This window comes from Rahnella sp. P4_A8, assembly GCF_056402435.1.
Window position 1 is genome coordinate 19,655 of sequence record NZ_JBFUHK010000031.1, and the last position, 22,401, is coordinate 42,055.

At 52.2% G+C, this 22,401-nt stretch carries 22 protein-coding genes; 15 read left to right on the forward strand and 7 right to left on the reverse strand.

Features of this window, described 5'->3' with window-relative positions; all coding sequences use genetic code 11:
- Nucleotides 1-8: 8 nt before the first annotated feature.
- Complete coding sequence (gene phoR / locus AC1DUO_RS15615; RefSeq protein WP_112151727.1) at nucleotides 9-1,328, forward strand: phosphate regulon sensor histidine kinase PhoR; 1,320 nt, start codon at nucleotides 9-11, stop codon at nucleotides 1,326-1,328.
- Between the two features lie 33 nt (nucleotides 1,329-1,361).
- Here phoR and AC1DUO_RS15620 read toward each other — a convergent pair whose 3' ends face one another.
- Both AC1DUO_RS15620 and AC1DUO_RS15625 read right to left on the reverse strand, forming a co-directional pair.
- Complete coding sequence (locus AC1DUO_RS15620) at nucleotides 1,362-1,694, reverse strand: helix-turn-helix domain-containing protein (RefSeq protein WP_013576680.1); 333 nt, start codon at nucleotides 1,692-1,694, stop codon at nucleotides 1,362-1,364.
- A complete protein-coding gene (locus AC1DUO_RS15625) occupies nucleotides 1,687-2,082 on the reverse strand; it encodes a type II toxin-antitoxin system RelE/ParE family toxin (RefSeq protein ID WP_119261897.1) in 396 nt (131 codons plus the stop codon). The genes AC1DUO_RS15620 and AC1DUO_RS15625 overlap by 8 nt, the downstream gene beginning before the upstream one ends.
- Nucleotides 2,083-2,352: 270 nt before the next feature.
- Here AC1DUO_RS15625 and AC1DUO_RS15630 point away from each other — a divergent pair, with 270 nt between their 5' ends.
- The 3 genes from AC1DUO_RS15630 to proY all read left to right on the forward strand — a co-directional run bounded on the left by AC1DUO_RS15630 (nucleotide 2,353) and on the right by proY (nucleotide 6,806).
- Nucleotides 2,353-3,456 (forward strand): cobalamin-independent methionine synthase II family protein, encoded by a 1,104-nt coding sequence (locus AC1DUO_RS15630; protein ID WP_119261896.1) that lies wholly within the window; start codon nucleotides 2,353-2,355, stop codon nucleotides 3,454-3,456.
- A gap of 443 nt (nucleotides 3,457-3,899) precedes the next feature.
- Nucleotides 3,900-5,219 carry a branched-chain amino acid transport system II carrier protein gene (gene brnQ, locus AC1DUO_RS15635; protein WP_013576677.1) on the forward strand — a complete coding sequence of 440 codons (1,320 nt, stop codon included), beginning with the start codon at nucleotides 3,900-3,902 and terminating at the stop codon, nucleotides 5,217-5,219.
- 162 nt (nucleotides 5,220-5,381) lie between these two features.
- On the forward strand, nucleotides 5,382-6,806 hold the full coding sequence (proY, locus tag AC1DUO_RS15640) for a proline-specific permease ProY (RefSeq protein ID WP_015690313.1): 1,425 nt from the start codon (nucleotides 5,382-5,384) through the stop codon (nucleotides 6,804-6,806).
- Between the two features lie 127 nt (nucleotides 6,807-6,933).
- On the opposite strand, the gene ggt is transcribed toward proY, so the two are convergent.
- The 3 genes from ggt to AC1DUO_RS15655 form a co-directional block, all read right to left on the reverse strand.
- Nucleotides 6,934-8,685: a gamma-glutamyltransferase gene (ggt, locus tag AC1DUO_RS15645; RefSeq protein WP_119261894.1), complete on the reverse strand. Its 1,752-nt coding sequence runs from the start codon at nucleotides 8,683-8,685 to the stop codon at nucleotides 6,934-6,936.
- A gap of 257 nt (nucleotides 8,686-8,942) precedes the next feature.
- Nucleotides 8,943-9,545, reverse strand: a complete 603-nt coding sequence (locus tag AC1DUO_RS15650) for a peroxiredoxin C (RefSeq protein ID WP_013576674.1) — start codon at nucleotides 9,543-9,545, stop codon at nucleotides 8,943-8,945.
- Nucleotides 9,546-9,769: 224 nt separating this feature from the next.
- The gene (locus AC1DUO_RS15655) at nucleotides 9,770-10,351 is read right to left on the reverse strand and encodes an ACP phosphodiesterase (RefSeq protein ID WP_013576673.1); all 582 of its coding nucleotides are present in this window, start codon (nucleotides 10,349-10,351) and stop codon (nucleotides 9,770-9,772) included.
- 134 nt (nucleotides 10,352-10,485) lie between these two features.
- On the opposite strand from AC1DUO_RS15655, the gene queA reads away from it, so the two are divergent.
- From queA to secF, 5 genes are all read left to right on the forward strand, one after another.
- Nucleotides 10,486-11,556 (forward strand): tRNA preQ1(34) S-adenosylmethionine ribosyltransferase-isomerase QueA, encoded by a 1,071-nt coding sequence (gene queA, locus AC1DUO_RS15660; protein ID WP_112198140.1) that lies wholly within the window; start codon nucleotides 10,486-10,488, stop codon nucleotides 11,554-11,556.
- A gap of 114 nt (nucleotides 11,557-11,670) precedes the next feature.
- Nucleotides 11,671-12,795: a tRNA guanosine(34) transglycosylase Tgt gene (gene tgt, locus AC1DUO_RS15665; protein WP_013576671.1), complete on the forward strand. Its 1,125-nt coding sequence runs from the start codon at nucleotides 11,671-11,673 to the stop codon at nucleotides 12,793-12,795.
- Nucleotides 12,796-12,956: 161 nt separating this feature from the next.
- Complete coding sequence (gene yajC, locus AC1DUO_RS15670; protein ID WP_013576670.1) at nucleotides 12,957-13,289, forward strand: preprotein translocase subunit YajC; 333 nt, start codon at nucleotides 12,957-12,959, stop codon at nucleotides 13,287-13,289.
- Between the two features lie 27 nt (nucleotides 13,290-13,316).
- Nucleotides 13,317-15,164, forward strand: a complete 1,848-nt coding sequence (gene secD / locus AC1DUO_RS15675) for a protein translocase subunit SecD (protein WP_015690312.1) — start codon at nucleotides 13,317-13,319, stop codon at nucleotides 15,162-15,164.
- A 73-nt stretch (nucleotides 15,165-15,237) separates the two neighbouring features.
- Nucleotides 15,238-16,149, forward strand: coding sequence for a protein translocase subunit SecF (secF, locus tag AC1DUO_RS15680; protein ID WP_049804364.1), 912 nt, complete (start codon nucleotides 15,238-15,240; stop codon nucleotides 16,147-16,149).
- A gap of 81 nt (nucleotides 16,150-16,230) precedes the next feature.
- Here the strand turns inward: secF and AC1DUO_RS15685 are convergent, their stop codons facing one another.
- Complete coding sequence (locus AC1DUO_RS15685; RefSeq protein WP_119261893.1) at nucleotides 16,231-16,794, reverse strand: DUF3251 domain-containing protein; 564 nt, start codon at nucleotides 16,792-16,794, stop codon at nucleotides 16,231-16,233.
- Nucleotides 16,795-16,954: 160 nt separating this feature from the next.
- Here AC1DUO_RS15685 and nrdR point away from each other — a divergent pair, with 160 nt between their 5' ends.
- The 6 genes from nrdR (at nucleotide 16,955) to pgpA (ending at nucleotide 21,287) form a co-directional block, all read left to right on the forward strand.
- A complete protein-coding gene (nrdR, locus tag AC1DUO_RS15690) occupies nucleotides 16,955-17,404 on the forward strand; it encodes a transcriptional regulator NrdR (protein WP_013576666.1) in 450 nt (149 codons plus the stop codon).
- Between the two features lie 9 nt (nucleotides 17,405-17,413).
- A complete protein-coding gene (ribD, locus tag AC1DUO_RS15695; RefSeq protein ID WP_119261892.1) occupies nucleotides 17,414-18,550 on the forward strand; it encodes a bifunctional diaminohydroxyphosphoribosylaminopyrimidine deaminase/5-amino-6-(5-phosphoribosylamino)uracil reductase RibD in 1,137 nt (378 codons plus the stop codon).
- Nucleotides 18,551-18,673: 123 nt separating this feature from the next.
- A complete protein-coding gene (ribH, locus tag AC1DUO_RS15700; RefSeq protein WP_013576664.1) occupies nucleotides 18,674-19,144 on the forward strand; it encodes a 6,7-dimethyl-8-ribityllumazine synthase in 471 nt (156 codons plus the stop codon).
- Between the two features lie 20 nt (nucleotides 19,145-19,164).
- Nucleotides 19,165-19,578, forward strand: coding sequence for a transcription antitermination factor NusB (gene nusB, locus AC1DUO_RS15705; protein WP_013576663.1), 414 nt, complete (start codon nucleotides 19,165-19,167; stop codon nucleotides 19,576-19,578).
- A gap of 165 nt (nucleotides 19,579-19,743) precedes the next feature.
- On the forward strand, nucleotides 19,744-20,730 hold the full coding sequence (gene thiL, locus AC1DUO_RS15710) for a thiamine-phosphate kinase (RefSeq protein ID WP_013576662.1): 987 nt from the start codon (nucleotides 19,744-19,746) through the stop codon (nucleotides 20,728-20,730).
- A 62-nt stretch (nucleotides 20,731-20,792) separates the two neighbouring features.
- On the forward strand, nucleotides 20,793-21,287 hold the full coding sequence (gene pgpA / locus AC1DUO_RS15715) for a phosphatidylglycerophosphatase A (RefSeq protein WP_015690311.1): 495 nt from the start codon (nucleotides 20,793-20,795) through the stop codon (nucleotides 21,285-21,287).
- A gap of 69 nt (nucleotides 21,288-21,356) precedes the next feature.
- On the opposite strand, the gene AC1DUO_RS15720 is transcribed toward pgpA, so the two are convergent.
- Nucleotides 21,357-22,331, reverse strand: coding sequence for an aldo/keto reductase (locus AC1DUO_RS15720; RefSeq protein ID WP_119261891.1), 975 nt, complete (start codon nucleotides 22,329-22,331; stop codon nucleotides 21,357-21,359).
- Nucleotides 22,332-22,401 lie beyond the last annotated feature (70 nt).

The window sequence follows — 22,401 nt, forward strand, 5'->3', positions numbered from 1 at the left end:
GAATCTGTGTGCTAGAACGTTTGTCATGGAAACGACTGGCGGGTGAATTGTTTCTCTTTTGCCTGCCAGCGTTAATTCTCGGTATCTTCGTCGGCCATTTCGGCTGGCTCCTCCTGGTGTCGCTGATGGCGGCACTGGGCTGGAATTATTACAACCAGCTTAAACTCTCTCACTGGCTGTGGCTCGACCGCAGCATTACGCCACCGAATGGGCGCTGGAGCTGGGAGCCGCTGTTTTACGGGCTGAACCAGATGCAGATACGCAACCGGCGTCGCCGTCGGGAATTAGGTCAGCTCATCAAACGTTTTCGCAGCGGTGCCGAATCGCTGCCGGATGCCGTGGTGCTGACCACTGAAGATGGCAATATTTTCTGGTGTAACGGACTGGCGCAGGATTTGCTCGGTTTCCGCTGGCCGGAAGATAACGGGCAACATATCTTCAACCTGCTGCGTTATCCGGAATTCCGGCTGTGGATCCAGACCCGCGATTTCAGCCGGGCGCTGAATTTACAACTCAATAATGAGCATTATGTCGAGTTTCGCGTCATGCCTTATTCCGAAGGACAACTGCTGATGGTGGCACGCGACGTGACCCAGATGCGTCAGCTTGAAGGCGCACGGCGTAACTTCTTCGCTAACGTCAGTCATGAACTGAGAACCCCATTGACGGTATTGCAGGGGTATCTGGAAATGATGGAAGACGCCAAGCTGGAAGAGCCTTTCCGCACTAAAGCGCTGGATACCATGCAGGAACAGACGCGGCGCATGGACGGGCTGGTGAAGCAGCTGCTGACGCTGTCGAAAATCGAAGCCTCAGCGAATATTGATTTGCACGAGAAAGTCGATATTCCGGTGATGCTCGGCATGCTCGAACGTGAAGTGCAAACGTTAAGCAACGGCAGGCATGAAGTGGTGTTTCGCGTAAACGACAAGCTGAAGGTCTTTGGTAATGAAGATCAACTGCGCAGCGCGGTGTCGAACCTGGTGTATAACGCGGTTAACCACACGCCAGCGGGGACACGGATTGAAGTCAGCTGGCAACAAACGCCGCATGGCGCACAGTTCCAGATCAGCGACAACGGACCGGGCATTGCGCCGCAGCACCTGCCGCGCCTGACCGAACGTTTCTACCGCGTCGATAAAGCCCGTTCACGTCAGACCGGCGGCAGCGGACTGGGACTGGCAATCGTCAAACATGCGCTCAGCCATCACCACACGAAACTTGAAGTCATGAGTGAAGTCGGCGTCGGTACCCGGTTTATGTTTATGCTGGCGCCGAAGTTGATTGTTCCTCAGGAACAGGCCAGCCAAAGCGGCGTAAAGGGATAAAAATCAAGCCACAGCAACAAGCTGTGGCTTCTTTTAGCAGATGATCTGTAAACCTTTTTCTTCAATTAGCATCAGTAAGATCAGCGCCGCTCCGGTGGGTTTGGTTTCATCCCGCTCCCATTTTTGAATGCTGTTGGCGGACATATTGATGAGTCTTGCCAGTACGCCCTGACTGATTTTTTCTTTTTCACGCAAAGCGCGAATGCGTTCAGCAGAGCTTTCTGCGAAGGCTTTCAGTCTTTCCTCCTGAACGGCTTCATCAACTATTTTGTTAATTTCACGCATCGTGGTTTGGGTTACCACGCCAGATGAATCATGGAAGCGTTGAGCCATCCGCTGCATTTTTAGCAAACGTTCATCAACCATTAGAAATCACCTCTTTAATTAATCCATTTTGAAGTTCTGTTTCGAGTTGAAGCTCTGTGAAGTTGAGCAAATCTTTAGCAATTGCTTTATATAAAGACAGAAGTTTGTCGGGAATTTCATTGCCTTTCTTGCGGACACTATTTTTCAGCCACCCGTCGATATAAAAGATCTTATCTTCAAAACGAAAAGCGATGACTGCCCGGCCAAACCCTGACTTCGATCTCCCTGACGGTGCAATTCTCTTCTTGTAAACGTTGCCGGACAAATCCGCATCAAAAAGTCCGTTTGCCAGTTCATGTGCTGACTTGAGGATATCCTTTTCCGACAGTTTGCTGGCGGTCATGAAGTCGTGAAAATCCTCTGTAACAAAAATACGTAAACAGTTCATGTCATCGTCCCTGGTAAAATAAACTATAGTATTTATTACTACAGATCGCAATGGGGCGAATATTGTCCAGCATCATGAAAAATGATGAAGCGATCATGAACTTTATTCATGTCCCATGAAAATTCCTCTGTTGCCCGTTAACACCCTGCATGACAGTATCTTCTTAAAGACGTTTAGACATCCAGATGTCTAAATATAACGCAGCGTAATTATTTACTTTGTGAATCATTCGCATTTCGCCACCGGCGGGATGTTATTAAGGAGTTCTTCATGCAACGTACAACCCCTCCATTCCGTGCAGACGTCGTTGGCAGTTTCCTGCGTCCGGCGGCGATTAAAGAAGCCCGTAAGCAGTTTCAGGCGGGTGAGATTGATGCCGCGCAACTGCGAGCCGTGGAAGACACCGAAATTCGCCGCGTGGTGGACTTGCAGCGCGAAGCGGGTCTGCAAGTGGTCACTGATGGTGAATTCCGCCGGGCCTGGTGGCACTTCGATTTCTTCGAAGGTCTGGAAGGTGTCGAAGGTTACGATGCGGTGCAGGGGATCCAGTTCAACGGCGTACAGACTAAAGCGCGCAGCATTAAAGTGGTCAGCAAGCTCGGTTTCGGCTCGCACCCGATGCTGGAAGATTTCCGTTTCCTGAAAAGCATCAGCGGAAGTGCTGTGCCGAAAATGACCATTCCAAGCCCGAGTGTGATGCATTTCCGCGGTGGCCGTAACGCCATCAGCAAAGAAGTGTATCCGGATCTGAAAGCGTATTTTGACGATCTGGCGCAGGTTTACCGGGATGGGATTAAAGCGTTTTACGATGCCGGTTGCCGTTATCTGCAACTCGATGACACCGTCTGGGCTTATCTGTGTTCTGAAGATCAGAAGAAGCAGATCCGCGAACGTGGCGATTCTCCGGAAGAGTTAGCACGTACTTACGCTGACGTGCTGAATAAAGCGATTGCAGGTAAACCTGACGATCTGGTGATTGGTCTGCATGTTTGTCGCGGGAACTTCCGTTCCACCTGGATTTCTGAAGGCGGCTATGAACCTGTCGCGGAGATCCTGTTTGGTGGCGTGAACATCGATGCCTTCTTCCTGGAATATGACAACGAGCGCTCCGGTGGCTTCGAACCGCTGCGTTTCATTAAGAAAGGCCATCAGCAGGCGGTTCTGGGATTGATCACCACCAAGTCCGGTGAGCTTGAACTGGCAAAAACCGTGGAATCACGTCTGGCCGAGGCGGCGGAATATCTGGATATCAACCAGATTTGCCTCAGCCCGCAATGTGGCTTTGCGTCAACGGAAGAGGGCAACAGCCTGACCGAAGCGCAGCAGTGGGAAAAACTAAAACTGGTGGTCGATATTGCTGCCCGCGTCTGGTAACCCTGAAAGAGGTCAAATGATGACCTTGTAAATATGCTGTAAACTGTGCGTGAAATAACCTGAAAGTGGTGATTTCACGCATTTTTAATCTTATCGGAGCATATCTTGTGCTTCATTAGTTCAAAAATCATACATATCATATGGTGTGTTTATCGCAGTATTTAGTGAATATACCTGCCTTGTAACATTAATTTGGTTAAACACTCTGCTTTTTGGATCCCGGCTTGCCTTTATACGCTATAAAAGATTACCTTAGCCCCCGCTGTCGCTCGATACTCCCTGCATAACAACGTAATCATCTGCATATCATCAGGCGTTTTTGCTCACTTCGCTCCTCACATGGGTGCTCTCTGGCTGTTATATGCCATTCATCTTTCTGACGACGTGGCACGACGGCAGCATCGGACACTTTATTCATTTGAACAGGCAACACGACACCCATCATGAGTACTCGTTTAACAAATAAAGATATTCTGGCGCTGGGTTTCATGACCTTCGCCTTATTCGTCGGGGCGGGGAATATTATTTTCCCGCCAATGGTTGGTTTGCAGGCAGGTCATGACGTCTGGTGGGCTGCTGCCGGCTTTATGATCACCGCAGTCGGACTTCCGGTGATGACGGTAATTGCACTCGCACGCGTTGGCGGCGGTGTGGATGCCCTGAGTACGCCAATTGGTCGTGGTGCCGGTATTCTTCTGGCCACTGTGTGTTATCTGGCTGTTGGCCCGCTGTTTGCCACGCCACGCACGGCAACCGTTTCTTTTGAGGTGGGTATCGCACCGATGACCGGTGACGGCCCGCTGCCTCTGCTGATTTATAGCGTGATCTATTTCTCCCTGGTCATCGGCATTTCCCTGTATCCGGGACGTTTGCTTGATACTGTCGGCCATTTCCTCGCGCCGCTGAAAATGGTGGCGCTGGCTGCACTGGGTATTGCTGCCGTACTTTGGCCAGCCGGTTCTCCGATGCCAGCGGTGGATGCTTACCAGACAGTGCCGTTCTCCAGCGGTTTCGTTAACGGCTATCTGACCATGGATACGCTGGGCGCGCTGGTGTTCGGTATTGTTATCGTTAATGCCGCGCGTTCCCGTGGTGTATCTGATGCCAAACTGCTGACCCGTTATACCGTGCTGGCAGGGCTGATTGCCGGTCTGGGTCTGATGCTGGTTTACCTGAGCCTGTTCAAGCTCGGCGAAAACAGCGCTTCACTGGTGCCTGATGCGACCAATGGTGCGATTATTCTGCATGCCTATGTGGCACATACCTTCGGCGGTGTGGGCAGCTTCTTCCTCGGTGCGCTGATTTTCATCGCCTGCATGGTGACGGCGGTTGGCCTGACCTGTGCCTGTGCGGAATTCTTTGCTCAGTATCTGCCACTGTCTTACAAAACACTGGTCTTCATTCTGGGTCTGTTCTCCATGCTGGTGTCCAACCTGGGCCTGAGCCATCTGATTGCGATTTCAGTACCGGTACTGACGGCGATTTATCCGCCATGTATCGCGCTGGTTGTGCTGAGTTTCACCCTGCGCTGGTGGAACAGCACCACGCGTATCGTGGCGCCGGTCATGCTGGTAAGCCTGGTGTTCGGCATTGTTGATGGTATCAAGGCGTCTGCTTTTGTTGACCTGATGCCAGCCTGGACCGCAAACCTGCCCCTGGCTGCACAAGGTCTTGCCTGGTTACCCCCGTCATTATTAATGCTGGTACTGGTCGGGATTTATGACAAAATCAGCGGCCCGCGCAGCGTTACCGCGCACCAATGATCATCGGGTGAATGTTCGAAGACATAAAAGCATGATCGTCTGACGAATGTTTCGCCAATCAGGCCACGGAAACCCCTTCCGTGGCTTTTTCATTGGCAGGCTAAAAGTCATTTTTTAGAATACGATTTTTGATATTTAAAAAAACAACACGGGTTAATGCACATGCAGCAAGAAGCTGAACAACCAATAGCGCAGAACGAAGCGCCGGGCACGAAGTTAAAACGTGGCCTGACAACGCGCCATATCCGCTTTATGGCACTGGGCTCAGCCATCGGAACTGGTCTGTTTTATGGCTCGGCAGATGCGATTAAAATGGCCGGACCGAGCGTATTGCTGGCGTATCTGGTCGGTGGGATTATCGCGTTTATCATCATGCGTGCTCTCGGTGAGATGTCGGTTAACAACCCGCAGAGCGGTTCATTTTCGCGTTATGCGCAAGATTATCTCGGGCCGATGGCGGGTTACATCACCGGCTGGACGTACTGTTTCGAAATCCTGATCGTCGCCATCGCTGATGTAACCGCGTTCGGCATTTATATGGGCGTCTGGTTCCCGGATGTGCCGCAATGGACCTGGGTGCTCAGCGTGGTATTGATCATCGGCGCGATCAATCTGGTCAGCGTGAAAGTCTTCGGCGAGCTGGAGTTCTGGTTCTCCTTCTTTAAAGTGCTGACCATCATCATCATGATCGTGGCAGGCTTTGGGATTATCTTCTGGGGTATCGGCAATGGCGGGCAGGCGACCGGTATCCACAATCTGTGGAGTCATGGTGGCTTCTTCAGTCAGGGCATCATGGGGACGATTTTGTCCTTACAACTGGTGATGTTTGCTTACGGCGGCATCGAGATCATCGGGATCACGGCCGGTGAAGCGGAAGACCCAAAGAAATCTATTCCGAAAGCCATCAACTCAGTACCGCTGCGTATTCTGGTATTTTATGTGGGTACGCTGTTTGTGATCATGTCTATTTTCCCATGGAATCAGGTGGGGACGCAGGGCAGTCCGTTCGTGCTGACTTTCCAGCACATGGGCATTACTGCTGCGGCGACGATCCTGAATTTTGTGGTGATTACCGCGTCGCTTTCTGCCATTAACAGTGATGTGTTCGGCGTGGGCCGTATGCTGCACGGAATGGCAGAGCAGGGGCAGGCACCGAAAATGTTCAGCAAGGTGTCGCGTCTGGGCACGCCGTGGGTCACCGTTCTGGTGATGATGGCGGCACTGCTGGTGGCGGTTTATCTGAACTACGTCATGCCATCGGCTGTGTTTCTGGTGATTGCGTCTCTGGCGACCTTCGCAACGGTCTGGGTGTGGATTATGATCCTGTTCTCGCAGATTGGTTTCCGTCGCAAACTGAGCAAACAACAGGTGAAAGAGCTGGAGTTTCCGCTGCGTGGCGGCGTTTATACCTCGGTGTTCGGTATTATTTTCCTGGTGTTCATCATCGGCCTGATTGGTTACTTCCCGGATACCCGTATTTCGTTGTATGTGGGGATGGTTTGGGTGGTGGCGCTACTGGTCGGTTATGCCTTTAAACGCCGCAACGACCGTAAGAAAGAAGCACTGGCGCTGAGCAATAAAGCGTAAGCAAGCACTTACCTTTCGGTAAATTTTAACGCCCCCGATATCAGATGATATCGGGGGCTTTTTACTACAGGTAAGTGATCGGGGTGAATGAAGGCAGCCAATGCAGAGATAGCTTGAAGGATGCCAGTTAATAACCGATGGCGGCTCCTGCGGGACGTCGCACATCATTCGCGCCATACAGATAACCTTCGCGAACCTTGCCTGACACCGCCGAGTCATTACCTGAGTTTGCTGATGTCACACCGGCCGCACCCGGTAACCCCACCATAATCAGCTCTGTCGCACCCCATGGCGTCTGTTCCACCATTCTGTAACCCATCTTCTGCAGGATATTCAGGCTGTCCTGAGAAACGCCGCGCTGCTCGTAATACACTTCATCCGGCAACCACTGATGATGAATACGTGGCGCATCCACGGCTTCCTGTGGTGCCATGCCATAATCGATGACATTCAGCGCCGCCTGCAGGGTAATGGTGATGATGCGCGAACCGCCAGGCGATCCCAGAACCATGAAAATTTTACCGTCTTTGGTCACCAGACTCGGGCTCATAGAGGATAGTGGGCGCTTACCGGGGGCGATGGCATTTTTGGTTCCCTGTACCAGACCGTACAGGTTTTTCTCGCCGACTTTGGTGGTGAAGTCATCCATTTCGTCATTCAGGAAGAAGCCGGTGCCCGGTGCAATCACGACAGAACCAAAGCGGCCATTCACTGTGTAGGTGGTGGACACCGCGTTACCCATTTTATCGACGATGGAATAATGCGTGGTTTCCGGTTTCTCGTGCGGTTCCATACCCGGCTGAACGGCAGTGGACGGCGTGGCTTTGTCCGCTTCTATTTTCTTACGGATTTCTTCGGCATAGCTTTTACTGACCAGCCGGTCGATCGGGTTTTTCACGAATTCCGGATCGCCGAGATAGGTATTGCGGTCCATATACGCATGGCGCATGGCTTCGGTGAGGATGTGAATCGATGCCGCTGAATTGAAGCCCATGCTCTTCAGGTCATAGCCTTCAACGATGTTAAGGATTTCACACATCGTGACACCGCCGGAGCTTGGCGGTGGCGCTGAGACAAATTTATAACCGCGATAGCTGCAGGCGATCGGGGCGTCTTCGGTGACTTTATAATTCGCGAAATCCGCTGCGGTCAGGATGCCGCCACCTTTTTTAGAGGCCGCTTCGACCGCTGCCGGGATTTTGCCTTTGTAGAACGCATCCGGGCCATGTTTCGATATGGACTCCAGCGTGTTGGCTAAATCGGTTTGTACCAGTTTGTCGCCGGGTTGCAGCGGGCTGCCGTCTTTGCGCAGGAAAATGCGCGCGGCTTCGGGATCTTCTTTGAAGCGTTTGACGGTGGTATCAAGAATATCGGTATCAGCACGGGTCAGTACAAATCCCTGACGGGCGAGTTTAATCGCCGGCGCCATTACCTGCTGGCGCGTCAGTTTGCCGTATTCTTTCTGCACGGTATCCATGCCCAATACCGTACCTGGCACGCCTGCGGCGAGATAGCCATACAGACTGGCCCCTTTCTTCACGTTGCCGTCGGCATCCAGATACATATTGGCACTGGCGGCGGCCGGGGCGATTTCGCGGAAGTTGATGAAGGTGTCTTTACCGTCGGCAAGATGCACCGTCATGAAGCCTCCGCCACCGATATTGCCACAGCATGGGTTGACGACGGCCTGCGCGTAGCCGACAGCCACGGCAGCATCGATGGCGTTGCCGCCCATTTTCAGAATATCGACGCCGACCTGAGACGCCAGATATTGCGAGGTGACGACCATGCCATTTTTGGCTTCCACCGCGGGATTCGATGCGGCGTACAACGGCAGGCTGGTCAGCATGGCCAGCGCGATGAGTGATTTCCGTAACATAGGGGCTCCTGTCTATTACCCTGTCTTTTGAGTCATAACCTTCAGGTTATTGTGTGATAACGCTTTTTTGTTTTTTCAGTCTGACACTCTTTATGCAAACGGCACGCCATAATGAGACGGTCAGACTATTTTTCAGCGTAGACGTAAATGACCGGGAGCGGGAAGGGAAGGCGGGAAAATGTGATCGTGCCGGATAGCAGGCAAAAAAAAACGGCCAGCGAGGCTGACCGTTATTGACCGTGAAATCCGCTGAAGGATTACAGGTTTGATGCGTTTTCAGACAAATACTTAGCCACGCCATCCGGGGATGCGCCCATGCCTTTTTTGCCTTTTTCCCACTGAGCCGGGCACACTTCGCCGTGCTCTTCGTGGAATTGCAGCGCGTCAACCATACGCAGCATTTCGTCGATGTTACGACCCAGTGGCAGATCGTTAACGACCTGGTGACGAACAACGCCTTCTTTGTCGATCAGGAAAGAGCCGCGCAGTGCAACGCCAGCGTCCGGATGTTCGATACCGTAGGCTTTCTGGATTTCGCGTTTGATGTCAGCAACCATCGCGTACTTAACAGGACCGATGCCGCCTTTCTCTACAGGGGTGTTACGCCATGCGTTGTGAACGAACTCGGAATCGAAGGAGACGCCTACCACTTCTACGCCACGATTCTGGAATTCTTCGTAACGGTGATCGAAAGCGATCAGTTCAGAAGGACAGACGAAAGTGAAGTCCATTGGCCAGAAGAAGATAACAGTAGGTTTGCCTGCAGTGTGTTTTTTGAAGTTGAAGTTTTCAACTACTTCGCCGCTGCCCAGTACTGCTGCTGCGGTGAAGTCAGGGGCTGGACGAGTTACCAGAACCATATTATTACTCCTTATGAAACCCTTCCGGGCGTCGTAGGTGAGAAGGAAAGGGTGAACAAAACGACTGCCAGTATAGGGGCAACCTTCGGGTGAATAAACCCCATCGCACCAATCAATCAGATAGCATCCGGCTATCAGTCTTTGAAGTAAGTCTCAAACTTTTTAACAACTACTTCTTGTCTTGCAGAGAATTGCGGGGTAATCCACAAAATGAAGGGTATTTGTCAGATTTGCCGGTCTCTCGCCTGTTGCATCATCACCGGATAAAACTGCCAGAACAGTTGCTCGAGGGCGTCGTAATTGAGTTCGATATCATGGAAAGAGCCGGTCAGGGCGGCAAGTTTTGGCCGCCGGTTAGCCATACCGCGCAATACGTCGCCAATAAAAGGCAGCACCGCGTAACGTTCCATCCAGCGTTCAGGCCAGAGATAAGCGTTCAGATTTTGGAAACGTTCCGGCATTTCAGGTAACTGAGGTTCAATTTCCTGCTGACAGCCGTCAAGAAAATCTTCCAGTGATTGCTGCGGATGAATGCTGGCCCAGTGACGGGAAAGGAAGTGATCCCAGACGACATCGAGCGTTATCGGTGCGACGCGGCGAAAATCTTCACGGAAATAACTGCGGGCAATTTTCACTTCCGGCAGTGAATCGGTCATGACATCCACGCGGCGGTGCATGCGGATGCCGCTGACGATCTCATCAGAGAACTGACCGTCAGGATTGCCGCGAACGAAGTCTGCCAGCAGATTTCCGGTCAGTGAACTTTTGGCCAGTGAGGCCAGATGGAGGTGGGCTAAAAAATTCATTCGCGAAGTATAACGCAGGAAAGTTGATCTCCGACAGGGCAGCGGATGCCTTTATTCGCGCAGAAGCTTGCAGGGGATGCCCCGTCCCACTAGACTAAGCCGCCTGTTTTTGTCGTTAAGTGAAGTGAAAAACCATGCGTGTTGCCGATTTTTCTTTTGAACTCCCTGAATCCCTGATTGCCCGCTATCCGCAGACCCAGCGCAGCGGCTGTCGTTTGTTGTCTCTGGACGGGCCAAGCGGTGAGTTAACGCACGGCGTATTCACTGATATTCTCGATAAAATTCATCCCGGCGATTTGCTGGTATTTAACAATACCCGCGTGATCCCGGCTCGTGTGTTTGGCCGCAAGGTCAGCGGCGGTAAAATTGAAGTGCTGGTTGAGCGCGTGCTGGATTCACACCGCGTTCTGGCCCATGTGCGTGCGTCCAAATCGCCAAAACCGGGCGCAGAACTGCTGCTCGGTGATAAAGAAGATATTAAAGCAACGATGGTGGCGCGCCACGATACGTTGTTTGAGCTGGAATTTAATGAAGATCGTGATGTCTTTACTCTGCTCAACGAAATCGGCCATATGCCGCTGCCGCCGTATATTGACCGTCCTGATGAAGATGCCGACCGTGAACTGTATCAGACCGTCTACAGCGAACGTCCGGGTGCGGTAGCTGCGCCCACCGCTGGCTTGCATTTCGATGAGCCGCTGATGGATGCGCTGAAAGCCAAAGGCGTGGAGTTCGCTTTTGTGACGCTGCATGTGGGGGCAGGCACCTTCCAGCCGGTTCGTGTGGACACCATTGAAGACCACATCATGCATGCTGAGTATGCCGAAGTGCCTCAGGACGTTGTGGATGCGGTGCTGGCCTGCAAAGCGCGTGGCAATAACGTGGTGGCCGTGGGAACAACTTCCGTGCGTTCGCTGGAAAGTGCGGCGAAGGCCAGTGAAGATGCACTGATTGCGCCGTTCTTCGGCGATACCAAGATTTTCATTTATCCGGGCTATCACTATCAGGTAATTGATTCCCTGATCACGAATTTCCATCTGCCGGAATCGACGCTGATCATGCTGGTGTCGGCGTTTGCCGGGTATAAAAATACCATGAATGCTTACCATCAGGCGGTGGCTGAGCAGTACCGTTTCTTCAGTTATGGTGATGCGATGTTCATCAACCGTAACCCGCTGGCGCCGCAGGAAGTGGTCGGCCAGTAACCTTGAGTTAATAATTACCGGCCTGGTCGCACCCGGTGCATCCGGGCTTTCTCTTCCGGGCGTCATGCCACGGATTTAACCTCATCAGACTGTTTCTCTGATGCTGGAGGCAATGTGAAGTACGAATTAAGCACGACCGATGGCCGCGCACGTCGCGGGCGTCTGATCTTTGAACGTGGCGTGGTCGAAACCCCGGCATTTATGCCAGTGGGCACTTACGGCACCGTAAAAGGCATGACCCCGGAAGAAGTCAAAGACACCGGTGCACAGATTTTGCTGGGCAACACTTTCCACCTGTGGCTGCGTCCGGGGCAGGAAATCATGAAACTGCATGGCGATCTGCATGATTTTATGAACTGGCATGGCCCGATCCTCACCGATTCAGGTGGCTTCCAGGTGTTCAGCCTGGGCGCGATGCGTAAAATCAAAGAAGAGGGTGTGCATTTCCGTAACCCGATCAACGGTGACCCGGTGTTCCTTAGTCCGGAAAAATCCATGGAAATCCAAAACGATCTGGGTTCCGACATCGTAATGATCTTCGATGAATGTACGCCATATCCTGCTGACTGGGATTATGCAAAACGCTCGATGGAGATGTCTTTGCGTTGGGCAAAACGCAGTCGCGATCGCTTCAACGAGTTGAATAATAAGAATGCTTTGTTCGGGATTATTCAGGGCAGCGTTTACGAAGATTTACGAGATGTATCATTAAAAGGGCTGGTAGATATCGGCTTTGATGGTTACGCTGTGGGCGGCCTGGCAGTGGGCGAGCCGAAGGAAGACATGCACCGTATTCTGGAGCACGTTTGTCCGCAAATTCCGGAAGACAAACCTCGCTATCTGATGGGTGTCGGTAAACCGGAAGATCTGGTTGAAGGCGTGCGTCGCGGTATCGATATGTTTGACTGCGTGATGCCAACGCGTAACGCGCGTAACGGTCACCTGTTTGTCACTGACGGCATCGTAAAAATCCGTAATGCCAAGCATAAAGATGATACGTCGACGCTGGATGAACATTGTGATTGTTACACATGTCGCAATTATAGCCGTGCCTACTTGCATCATCTTGACCGTTGCAACGAAATTCTCGGTGCGCGGCTAAACACGATCCATAATCTGCGCTATTACCAGCGTCTGATGGCCGGTTTACGCCAGGCTATCGAAGAGGGTAAATTAGAAGCGTTTGTGACAGACTTCTACGAGCGTAAAGGCAAGCCTGTTCCGCCTTTAAACTTCTGATTTCTTTCTCGTGTCGGCATCTTCGAAAGAGGGTGCCGATTTTATAATTTCTTGGACCGGCATTATGGGGTATTGTGCGAGACGTTTCATCGCAGACTCCGGGTCGGATTCTCGGTTTGTTTTACATCAATTTGCTTCACAACAACAATGAGGGAATTTAAATGAGTCTTTTCATTTCCGATGCAGTCGCAGCGACCGGCGCACCGTCACAGGGAAGTCCTTACTCTCTGGTTATCATGCTGGTGGTTTTTGGTCTGATTTTCTATTTCATGATCCTGCGCCCGCAGCAGAAACGTTCTAAAGAACACAAAAAACTGATGGACTCTATCGGTAAAGGTGACGAAGTCATGACCACGGGTGGCCTGATTGGTCGCGTAACCAAAGTAGCCGAAACCGGTTATGTGGTTATCGCACTGAACGACACTAACGAAGTGATGATCAAACGTGACTTCGTGGCAGCAGTTCTGCCAAAAGGCACGATGAAGTCTATCTAATTTTCGATTTTCCCGAAGGGAACTGCCGTGTTAAACCGTTATCCTGCGTGGAAGTATCTGATGTTGATCGTTGTGGTCATCGTCGGGCTGCTTTATGCACTTCCCAACCTTTATGGTGAGGATCCGGCTGTTCAAATCACTGGTGCTCGGGGTTCCGACGCCAGTGAAGCAACGCTGGACCAAGTCCGTAACGTATTAGATCAAAGCAAAATCCAGATCAAATCAGTTGCTCTGGAGAATGGCGCTATTCTTGCCCGTTTTAATGACACGGATGTACAGCTTCGTGCACGTGAAGCGCTGACTGAAGCGTTGGGCGACAAGTTTGTTATTGCACTGAACCTCGCGCCGGCAACGCCGCGCTGGTTGAGCATGCTGGGCGCTGAGCCGATGAAGCTGGGCCTCGACTTGCGTGGGGGTGTTCACTTCCTGATGGAAGTGGATATGGATACCGCGCTGAGTAAGCTGCAAGAGCAGACGATGGACAATATGCGCAGCGACCTGCGCGACAAGAATATTCCTTATGCCACGGTGCGTAAGCTCGACAACTATGGCGTTGAAGTGCGTTTCCGCGATGCTGCTACCCGTGATTCTGCGGTCAGCTACCTGAGCCCACGTCACCGCGATTTAGTGATCACTAACAGTGGCGACAATGCTATCCGTGTAGTGATGACTGATGCTCGCCTGAGTGAAGCCCGCGAGTATGCCGTTCAGCAAAACATCACCATCCTGCGTAACCGTGTAAACCAACTGGGTGTGGCCGAGCCTCTGGTACAGCGCCAGGGTGCTGACCGTATCGTGGTTGAGTTACCGGGTATTCAGGATACTGCGCGCGCTAAAGAAATTTTGGGCGCGACCGCGACACTGGAATTCCGTCTGGTTAACACCAATGTAGATGCTTCTGCAGCTTCAACCGGTCGTGTGCCGGGCGACAGCGAAGTCAAAAACATGCGTGATGGCCGTCCGGTTGTTCTGTACAAACGCGTGATCCTGACCGGTGACCACATCACTGATTCCACATCCAGCATGGATGAGTACAATCAGCCGCAGGTTAACATCTCTCTCGACAGCGCTGGTGGTAACGCCATGTCTAACTTCACTAAGGATAACATTGGTAAACCGATGGCAACCTTGTTCGTGGAGTACAAAGACAGCGGTAAGAAAGATGCCAATGGCCGTGCGATTCTGGCGAAGCAGGAAGAAGTTATCAACGTGGCGACCATTCAGTCACGCCTGGGTAACAGCTTCCGTATCACCGGGGTGAACGATCCGAATGAAGCCCGCCAGTTGTCCCTTCTGTTGCGTGCCGGTGCGTTGATCGCGCCAATTCAGATAGTTGAAGAGCGTACTATCGGCCCGACCTTAGGGATGCAAAACATCACTCAGGGTCTGGAAGCGTGCTTGTGGGGTCTGGTGGCATCCATTCTGTTCATGGTGGTTTGGTACCGTAAGTTCGGCATTATCGCTACGACAGCGCTGGTTGCTAACCTGATCCTGATTGTCGGGATCATGTCTCTGCTGCCTGGTGCGACGCTGACCATGCCGGGTATTGCCGGTATCGTCCTGACGCTGGCGGTGGCCGTCGACGCCAACGTACTGATAAACGAACGTATCAAAGAAGAGCTGAAGAACGGACGTTCCGTTCAGCAGGCGATTCATGAAGGCTATAAAGGCGCGTTCTCAAGTATCGTTGATGCCAACATTACGACCCTGATCACGGCAATTATTCTTTATGCAGTGGGTACCGGTTCGATTAAAGGCTTTGCTATCACCACCGCTATCGGTGTGGCAACCTCGATGTTTACGTCGATCGTGGGGACCCGTGCCATCGTGAACCTGGTTTACGGCGGCAAACGCATTAAAAAGCTGTCTATCTGAGGAGTGCGTTGTGGCACAGCAACAACCATATACTGTTGAACAACTGAACTACGGCCGTAAAGTCATCGACTTTATGCGCTGGGACAACGTGGCCTTCTGTATTTCAGGCCTGTTGTTTATCGCATCCGTTGCGATTATGGGTGTTCGCGGGTTCAACTGGGGTCTGGATTTCACCGGCGGTACCGTCATTGAAATCAGCCTTAGCCAGCCCGCTAACCTGGACGTAATGCGTGCCGATCTGGAAAAAGCAGGATTCAAGGATCCTGTGGTTCAGAACTTCGGTAGCAGCCGTGATGTGATGGTTCGTCTTCCACCTGTATCGGGTAATGCCGGTCAGGAACTGGGAAATAAAGTCCTTAGCCTGGTGAACGCGGATATCGATAAAGACGCGACCGTGAAACGTGTCGAGTTTGTCGGCCCGAGCGTGGGGAGTGATCTGGCGCAGGCTGGTGGCATGGCCCTGCTGATGGCGTTGATCTGTATCCTGATTTACGTCGGTTTCCGTTTTGAATGGCGACTGGCGCTGGGGGCGGTAATCGCACTGGCGCACGACGTGATCATCACCATGGGCGTATTGTCACTGTTCAGGATCGAAATTGATCTGACCATCATCGCGTCCCTGATGTCAGTTATCGGCTACTCGCTGAATGACTCCATCGTGGTATCGGACCGTATTCGTGAAAACTTCCGCAAAATTCGTCGCGGGAACTCTTACGAAATCATGAACGTGTCCCTGACCCAGACGTTAAGCCGTACCATTATGACTTCAGCGACCACGCTGATGGTGGTACTGATGCTCTATATCTTTGGCGGTGCGTTGCTGGAAGGCTTCTCACTGACCATGCTGATTGGTGTGTCGATTGGTACGGTTTCGTCCATCTACGTGGCGTCCGCGCTGGCTCTGAAACTGGGCATGAAGCGTGAACACATGCTGCAGCAGAAAGTGGAAAAAGAGGGCGCTGATCAGCCTTCCATTCTTCCGTAAGTTGCCGATGGTTGTCCCGTTCGGAAAAGAAAACAAAAACCCCGCAATGCGGGGTTTTTTTTCATCTGCAACTCGTTGTCTTTATCTGGTAACGACGGGCTGTGCCTGTGGTGTCGCCACAATATTATGCAGGTGAACAAATCCCAGAGTTTCGACAGTGACCTGATTAAACTTCACATCGACCGTTTTCACCGGGCCTGGCAAGAGATCTGGCTCGACGCTAATGGTCTGGGTTTGCATATCAACAGTCAGCGGTTTGCCCGTGACCGGGTCGAGCTGCCCCCAGCTCAGGGAAGCCGTAAACGGCGGCAATGGCTGGCCCGCATTGTTTTTGATTTCCAGCACGGCCTGTACGCCGCTGGCATCCGGGGCGACGCGGATCAACTGAACACTTAATTCACCAATATTACTTTTCAGCAAGGCGGCACTTTTGGCTGCAGGTAACAAATAGACACCATTATTTGACTGGCGGTTGAGCGTGGTTTGCTGCTCCAGCGCGATGGCCAGATCCGTCAGGCGTTGCAGTTTTTGATTGAGCTGACCGACTTCCGTTTTCAGCTCCGGGATTTGTGAATTTTGCGTCGCGCAACCCGTCAGGCTGAACAATGCGGCGCAGATCAGCAAAAGGCGTGGGTGTTTTGTCATATCAGAGACTTCCTTTCATCTGCCCGTTGAAACATTCCGTCCGGGCACCAATATTGATAGTTAAGTTTAACCCGATGTGGATGAAAGTAGCGACAGCCTTTGTTGTCGGCAAACTTCGGGTTAAACTAATGTCCAATTGAGTTCGCGATCAGGAAGTGCTATGCATTGCCCATTTTGTGCCGCTGTTGATACTAAAGTCATCGATTCCCGTCTGGTTGGCGATGGATCGCAGGTTCGCCGTCGCCGTCAGTGTCTGGTGTGCCATGAACGTTTCACCACGTTTGAAGTGGCGGAACTGGTGATGCCTCGCGTCATTAAAAGCAATGAAGTTCGTGAACCGTTCAACGAAGACAAACTTCGCAGTGGCTTTCTGAAAGCACTGGAAAAACGCCCGGTCAGTTCCGATGACGTCGAAACGGCCATCAGCCACATTAAGTCGCAGTTGCGTGCGACCGGTGAACGTGAAATTCCAGCCAAAATGATCGGCAATCTGGTAATGGACGCCCTGAAAGGGCTGGATAAAGTCGCCTATATCCGCTTTGCATCGGTGTATCGCAGTTTCGAAGATATTCGTGAATTTGGTGAAGAAATCGCCCGTCTTCAGGATTAAGGAAAGCTGATGTCGCCTGACCAACAAGTTGCCGAAAACCCTACCGATGAACACTACATGGCGCGGGCTTTCGAGCTGGCGCGTCGCGGGCGTTTCACCACGACACCTAATCCCAACGTCGGTTGTGTCATTGTCTTAAATGGCGAAATCGTCGGTGAGGGCTATCATTTGCGTGCCGGCGAACCACATGCTGAAGTCCACGCATTACGCATGGCAGGTGAGAAAGCGAAAGGGGCGACAGCCTACGTGACGCTGGAGCCGTGCAGTCATCATGGTCGCACGCCGCCGTGTGCCGATGCATTACTGGCAGCAGGTGTTGCCCGTGTTGTCGCCGCGATGCAGGATCCTAACCCGGAAGTCGCGGGGCGTGGTTTATACCGCCTCAAACAAAACGGCGTGGATGTCAGTCACGGGCTGATGCATCCGCAGGCTGAAGCCGTGAATCTGGGGTTCCTGAAACGAATGCGGACTGGTTTCCCGTATATTCAGCTCAAAATGGGCGCGTCTTTAGATGGCAGAACTGCGATGGCCTCGGGCGAAAGCCAGTGGATCACCTCGGCTGCCGCCCGTGCTGATGTTCAGCGTTTTCGCGCTGAAAGCTCGGCGATTCTGAGCACCAGTGCCACTGTTCTCGCGGACAATCCCTCGCTGAATGTACGCTGGAGCGAACTGGGCAGTGAGGTGCAGGCGATTTATCCCGAGGAAAATCTGCGTCAACCGCTGCGGGTTATTCTCGACAGTCAGAATCGCGTGACGCCACAGCATCAGGTGGTGAATTTACCCGGTGAAGTCTGGCTGGCGCGGCTGGAAGCTGACACGCAAGTCTGGCCGGGATCCGTCGAGCAATGGCGTGTGGCCGGGCGCGACAACCGTATTGATCTGGTTCTGCTGATGATGCAACTGGCGAAACGGCAGATAAATTCCATCTGGGTGGAAGCCGGTGCACAACTGGCCGGTGCCTTATTACAAGCCGGTCTGGTTGATGAATTAATCGTTTATATGGCGCCTAAGTTATTGGGCGATAATGGCCGCGCACTGTGTGAACTGCCAGGATTGCAGCATTTGGCGGATGCCCCTGAATTTGTTTTCAATGATATCCGTCAGGTCGGCTCTGACTTACGTTTGCGCCTGAAACCGGTGTATTGAGAATTTTACTCCTCCCTGCGGAATGACTTTAAAAGCGCATGTCCAGACAGGGTAATTTTATGATAGAATCCGCCCCCCTGCGGCTGGGGTTGAGAAACTCCTGAACCCACTTTAAGGAAAACTATGAACGTTATCGAAGGTGTTGTAGCCACGCCTAACGCGCGCGTAGCGATCGCGATTGCTCGTTTTAACAATTTTATCAACGACAGCCTGCTTTCTGGCGCTGTTGATGCGTTGAAACGTATTGGTCAGGTCAGCGATGACAACATCACCGTAGTCTGGGTCCCGGGCGCATACGAATTGCCTCTGGCAACCCGCGCACTGGCTGAAAGCGGTAAGTATGATGCGGTTGTTGCACTTGGCACCGTGATCCGCGGGGGCACTGCCCACTTTGAATTTGTAGCGGGCGAATGCAGCTCTGGCCTGTCCAGCGTTGCCATGAACAGCGAAATCCCGGTGGCCTTCGGTGTGCTGACGACAGAAAGCATTGAACAAGCCATCGAACGCGCAGGGACAAAAGCCGGTAACAAGGGTGCAGAAGCTGCACTGACCGCGCTTGAAATGATTAATGTTATCAAGGCTATTAAGGCCTGAATCTAGTTAAGGGGAAATCCGTGAAACCTGCTGCTCGTCGCCGCGCCCGTGAATGTGCCGTTCAGGCGCTTTACTCCTGGCAGTTGTCGAAAAATGACATCGCCGATGTTGAATTAGAATTCCTGACCGAGCAGGATGTCAAAGACGTAGACATTGCCTATTTCCGCGAACTGCTGGCTGGTGTAGCAAACAGTGCTGAGAAACTCGATGCACTGATGGCGCCATACCTGTCCCGCCAGTTGGATGAACTGGGCCAGGTGGAAAGAGCTATTTTGCGTCTGGCTCTGTTTGAGCTGAGCAAACGCCAGGACGTTCCTTATAAAGTGGCGATCAACGAAGCTATCGAACTGGCCAAAACTTTTGGGGCTGAAGACAGTCATAAGTTCGTCAATGGTGTGCTGGATAAAGCAGGCCCACATATTCGTAAAAAGTGATCGTCAAAAAGGGTCAGCCTCGTTCACAAATGGCGACAGTCATTTTCGGTTGATTTCTGGCTCTGTTGATAATCTGGTGATGTCACTGCGTTTATCCTTTGTGTGACACCCTTCTTAAGGCCGGATTTCCGGCCTTAAGTCATTCTAACGATTTGGAAATGTACTATGGCATGCGGCGAATTTGATGTCATCACTCGCTACTTTAACCGGTTCAGAACTGCCCGGCAGGATGTGCATTTAGGCATTGGTGATGATTGTGCCTTACTGACGGTTGGCGAGAAGCAGCTATTAGCAGTCAGTACCGATACGCTGGTCGAAGGTATCCATTTTCTAAAAACTATTTCACCTTCCGACCTGGGCTATAAAGCGCTGGCGGTTAACCTGAGCGATCTGGCCGCGATGGGCGCCGATCCTGCCTGGGTTTCGCTGGCCCTGACGCTGCCGGAAGTGAACACCGACTGGTTGCAGGCATTCAGCGACAGTCTGTTTGAACAACTCAATTATTACGGTATGCAGTTGATTGGCGGCGACACCACGCGTGGCCCGCTGAGCATGACGTTAACCATTCAGGGGCTGGTGCCTGTGGGGCGTGCATTAACCCGTTCCGGTGCAGGCATTGGTGACTGGATCTTCGTCACCGGTACCCTCGGTGACAGTGCTGCGGGGCTCGCTATTCTGCTGGAACAGCTGAATGTGACTGATACCGATAACCGCGAATTTCTGCTCAAACGCCATCTGCGGCCTTCGCCACGCGTTCTGCAAGGGCAGGCGCTGCGCGATTTAGCAACATCTGCTATCGATCTTTCTGACGGGTTGATGTCGGATCTTAAACATATACTGACTGCCAGTGAATGTGGCGCGCGGCTCGATCTTGATGCGATCCCATTATCGGTTGCATTGAATAAAGTTGCCGATCCTGAGCAGGCGCTGAAATGGGCGCTGACCGGAGGCGAAGATTATGAACTTTGCTTCACTGTGCCGGAAATTAACCGCGGTGCGCTGGATGTGGCACTGAGCCATCTGGGTGTCAACTTTACCTGTGTTGGCCAGATTGCGCCGCTTTCAGAAGGTATTAAGTTTATGCGTTCTGGCGTACCGGTAGAACTTGAATGGCAAGGTTTTGACCACTTTGCCGGAGAGGAATTGTTGTGAATATTGGCCGTAAAAAACGCCCGGCGGGGTACAAGGGAAAAACCGGTGATCCGGTTCAGGACATGGCTGCGGCTAAAAAGCGTCTTGATTTGCGTAATCCGTGGCATTTACTGGCGACCGGTTTTGGCAGCGGTTTATTCCCTGTTGGTCCGGGCACTGCGGGCTCCATCGCTGCGATCCCGTTCTGGATTGTCATGACCTACCTGCCGTGGCAGGTGTATTCCATGATCGTCATGTTCAGTATTTGTATCGGGGTTTATCTTTGCCGACAGACCGCACGCGACATGCGGGTTCATGACCACGGCAGTATTGTATGGGATGAATTTGTTGGCATGTGGATCACCCTGATGGCGATCCCGGTCAACGACTGGCGCTGGGTATTGATTGGCTTTATCGTTTTCCGCGTGCTGGATATCTGGAAGCCGTGGCCGATCCGCTGGTTTGACCGCAACGTGCAGGGCGGAATGGGTATCATGATCGATGATGTGGTCGCCGGTGTGCTTGGCGCGGCCATTATCTATCTGGTCGGACATCACTGGCCGCTGGGCCTGTTTTGATCCGTTTCAGATAGTAATAAAAAAGCGTTGCCGGGTTTTCCCTGACAACGCTTTTTTTACGCGTTTATATTACTGAAAGCCGGTCGCCTGATGCGGCACATAAGCCATTTCCAGCTCGGCGATCTCTTCAATCGAAAGTTTCACCTCCAGCGCGGCAATGGCATCTTCCAGATGAGCGGGGCGCGAAGCACCGATAATTGGCGCAGTCACGACGTGTTTACTCAGGATCCACGCCAGTGCGATCTGTGCGCGTGGCACGCCATGATCTTCCGCTATTTTCCCGACACGTTCAGCAATTTTACCATCAGCTTCATCGGTGGCGTCATACAGCGTTTTAGCAAAATTATCGGAAACCGAACGTGCAGTGGTTTCTCCCCACGGACGGGTCAGTTTGCCGCGCGCCAGCGGACTCCACGGCAATACTGCAATGTTCTTTTCCAGACACAGCGGGTACATCTCGTTTTCTTCTTCACGCTGGATCAGATTGTACTGATCCTGCATCGACACAAAACTTGCCCAGTCGTTTTGCGCAGAGACATCCAGCGCGTGTTTGAATTGATGCGCATGCATCGATGACGCGCCGATAAATCGCGCCTTACCGGCTTTGACGACGTCATTCAGCGCTTCAAGTGTTTCTTCAATGGGTGTTTCGTAATCCCAGCGATGGATTTGCAGCAGGTCGACATACTCCATGCCGAGACGGCGCAGGCTGTCATCGATGGATTGCATAATCGAAGCCCGTGAAAGCCCCGGTTTTAAGCCGGTGACGGCGTTGTACACTTTGGTCGCCACGACAATCTCATCGCGTCTGGCGAAATCCTTCAGGGCGCGGCCAACGATTTCCTCGCTGCTACCGTCGGAATAGCTGTTGGCGGTGTCAAAGAAGTTAATGCCGGCATCCAGGGCCTGCTGGATGATCGGGCGACTGCTCTCTTCCGGTAACGTCCACGCATGAGTGCCGCGATCTGGTTCGCCAAAAGTCATACAACCGAGACACAGTTTCGATACTTTTAGTCCGGTTTTTCCTAATGTGGTGTATTGCATGACATCTCCTGGTAATCATGAAGTGATAACAGAAAATCATTGAAAATGATTAGCACGCTATAACTGTAGC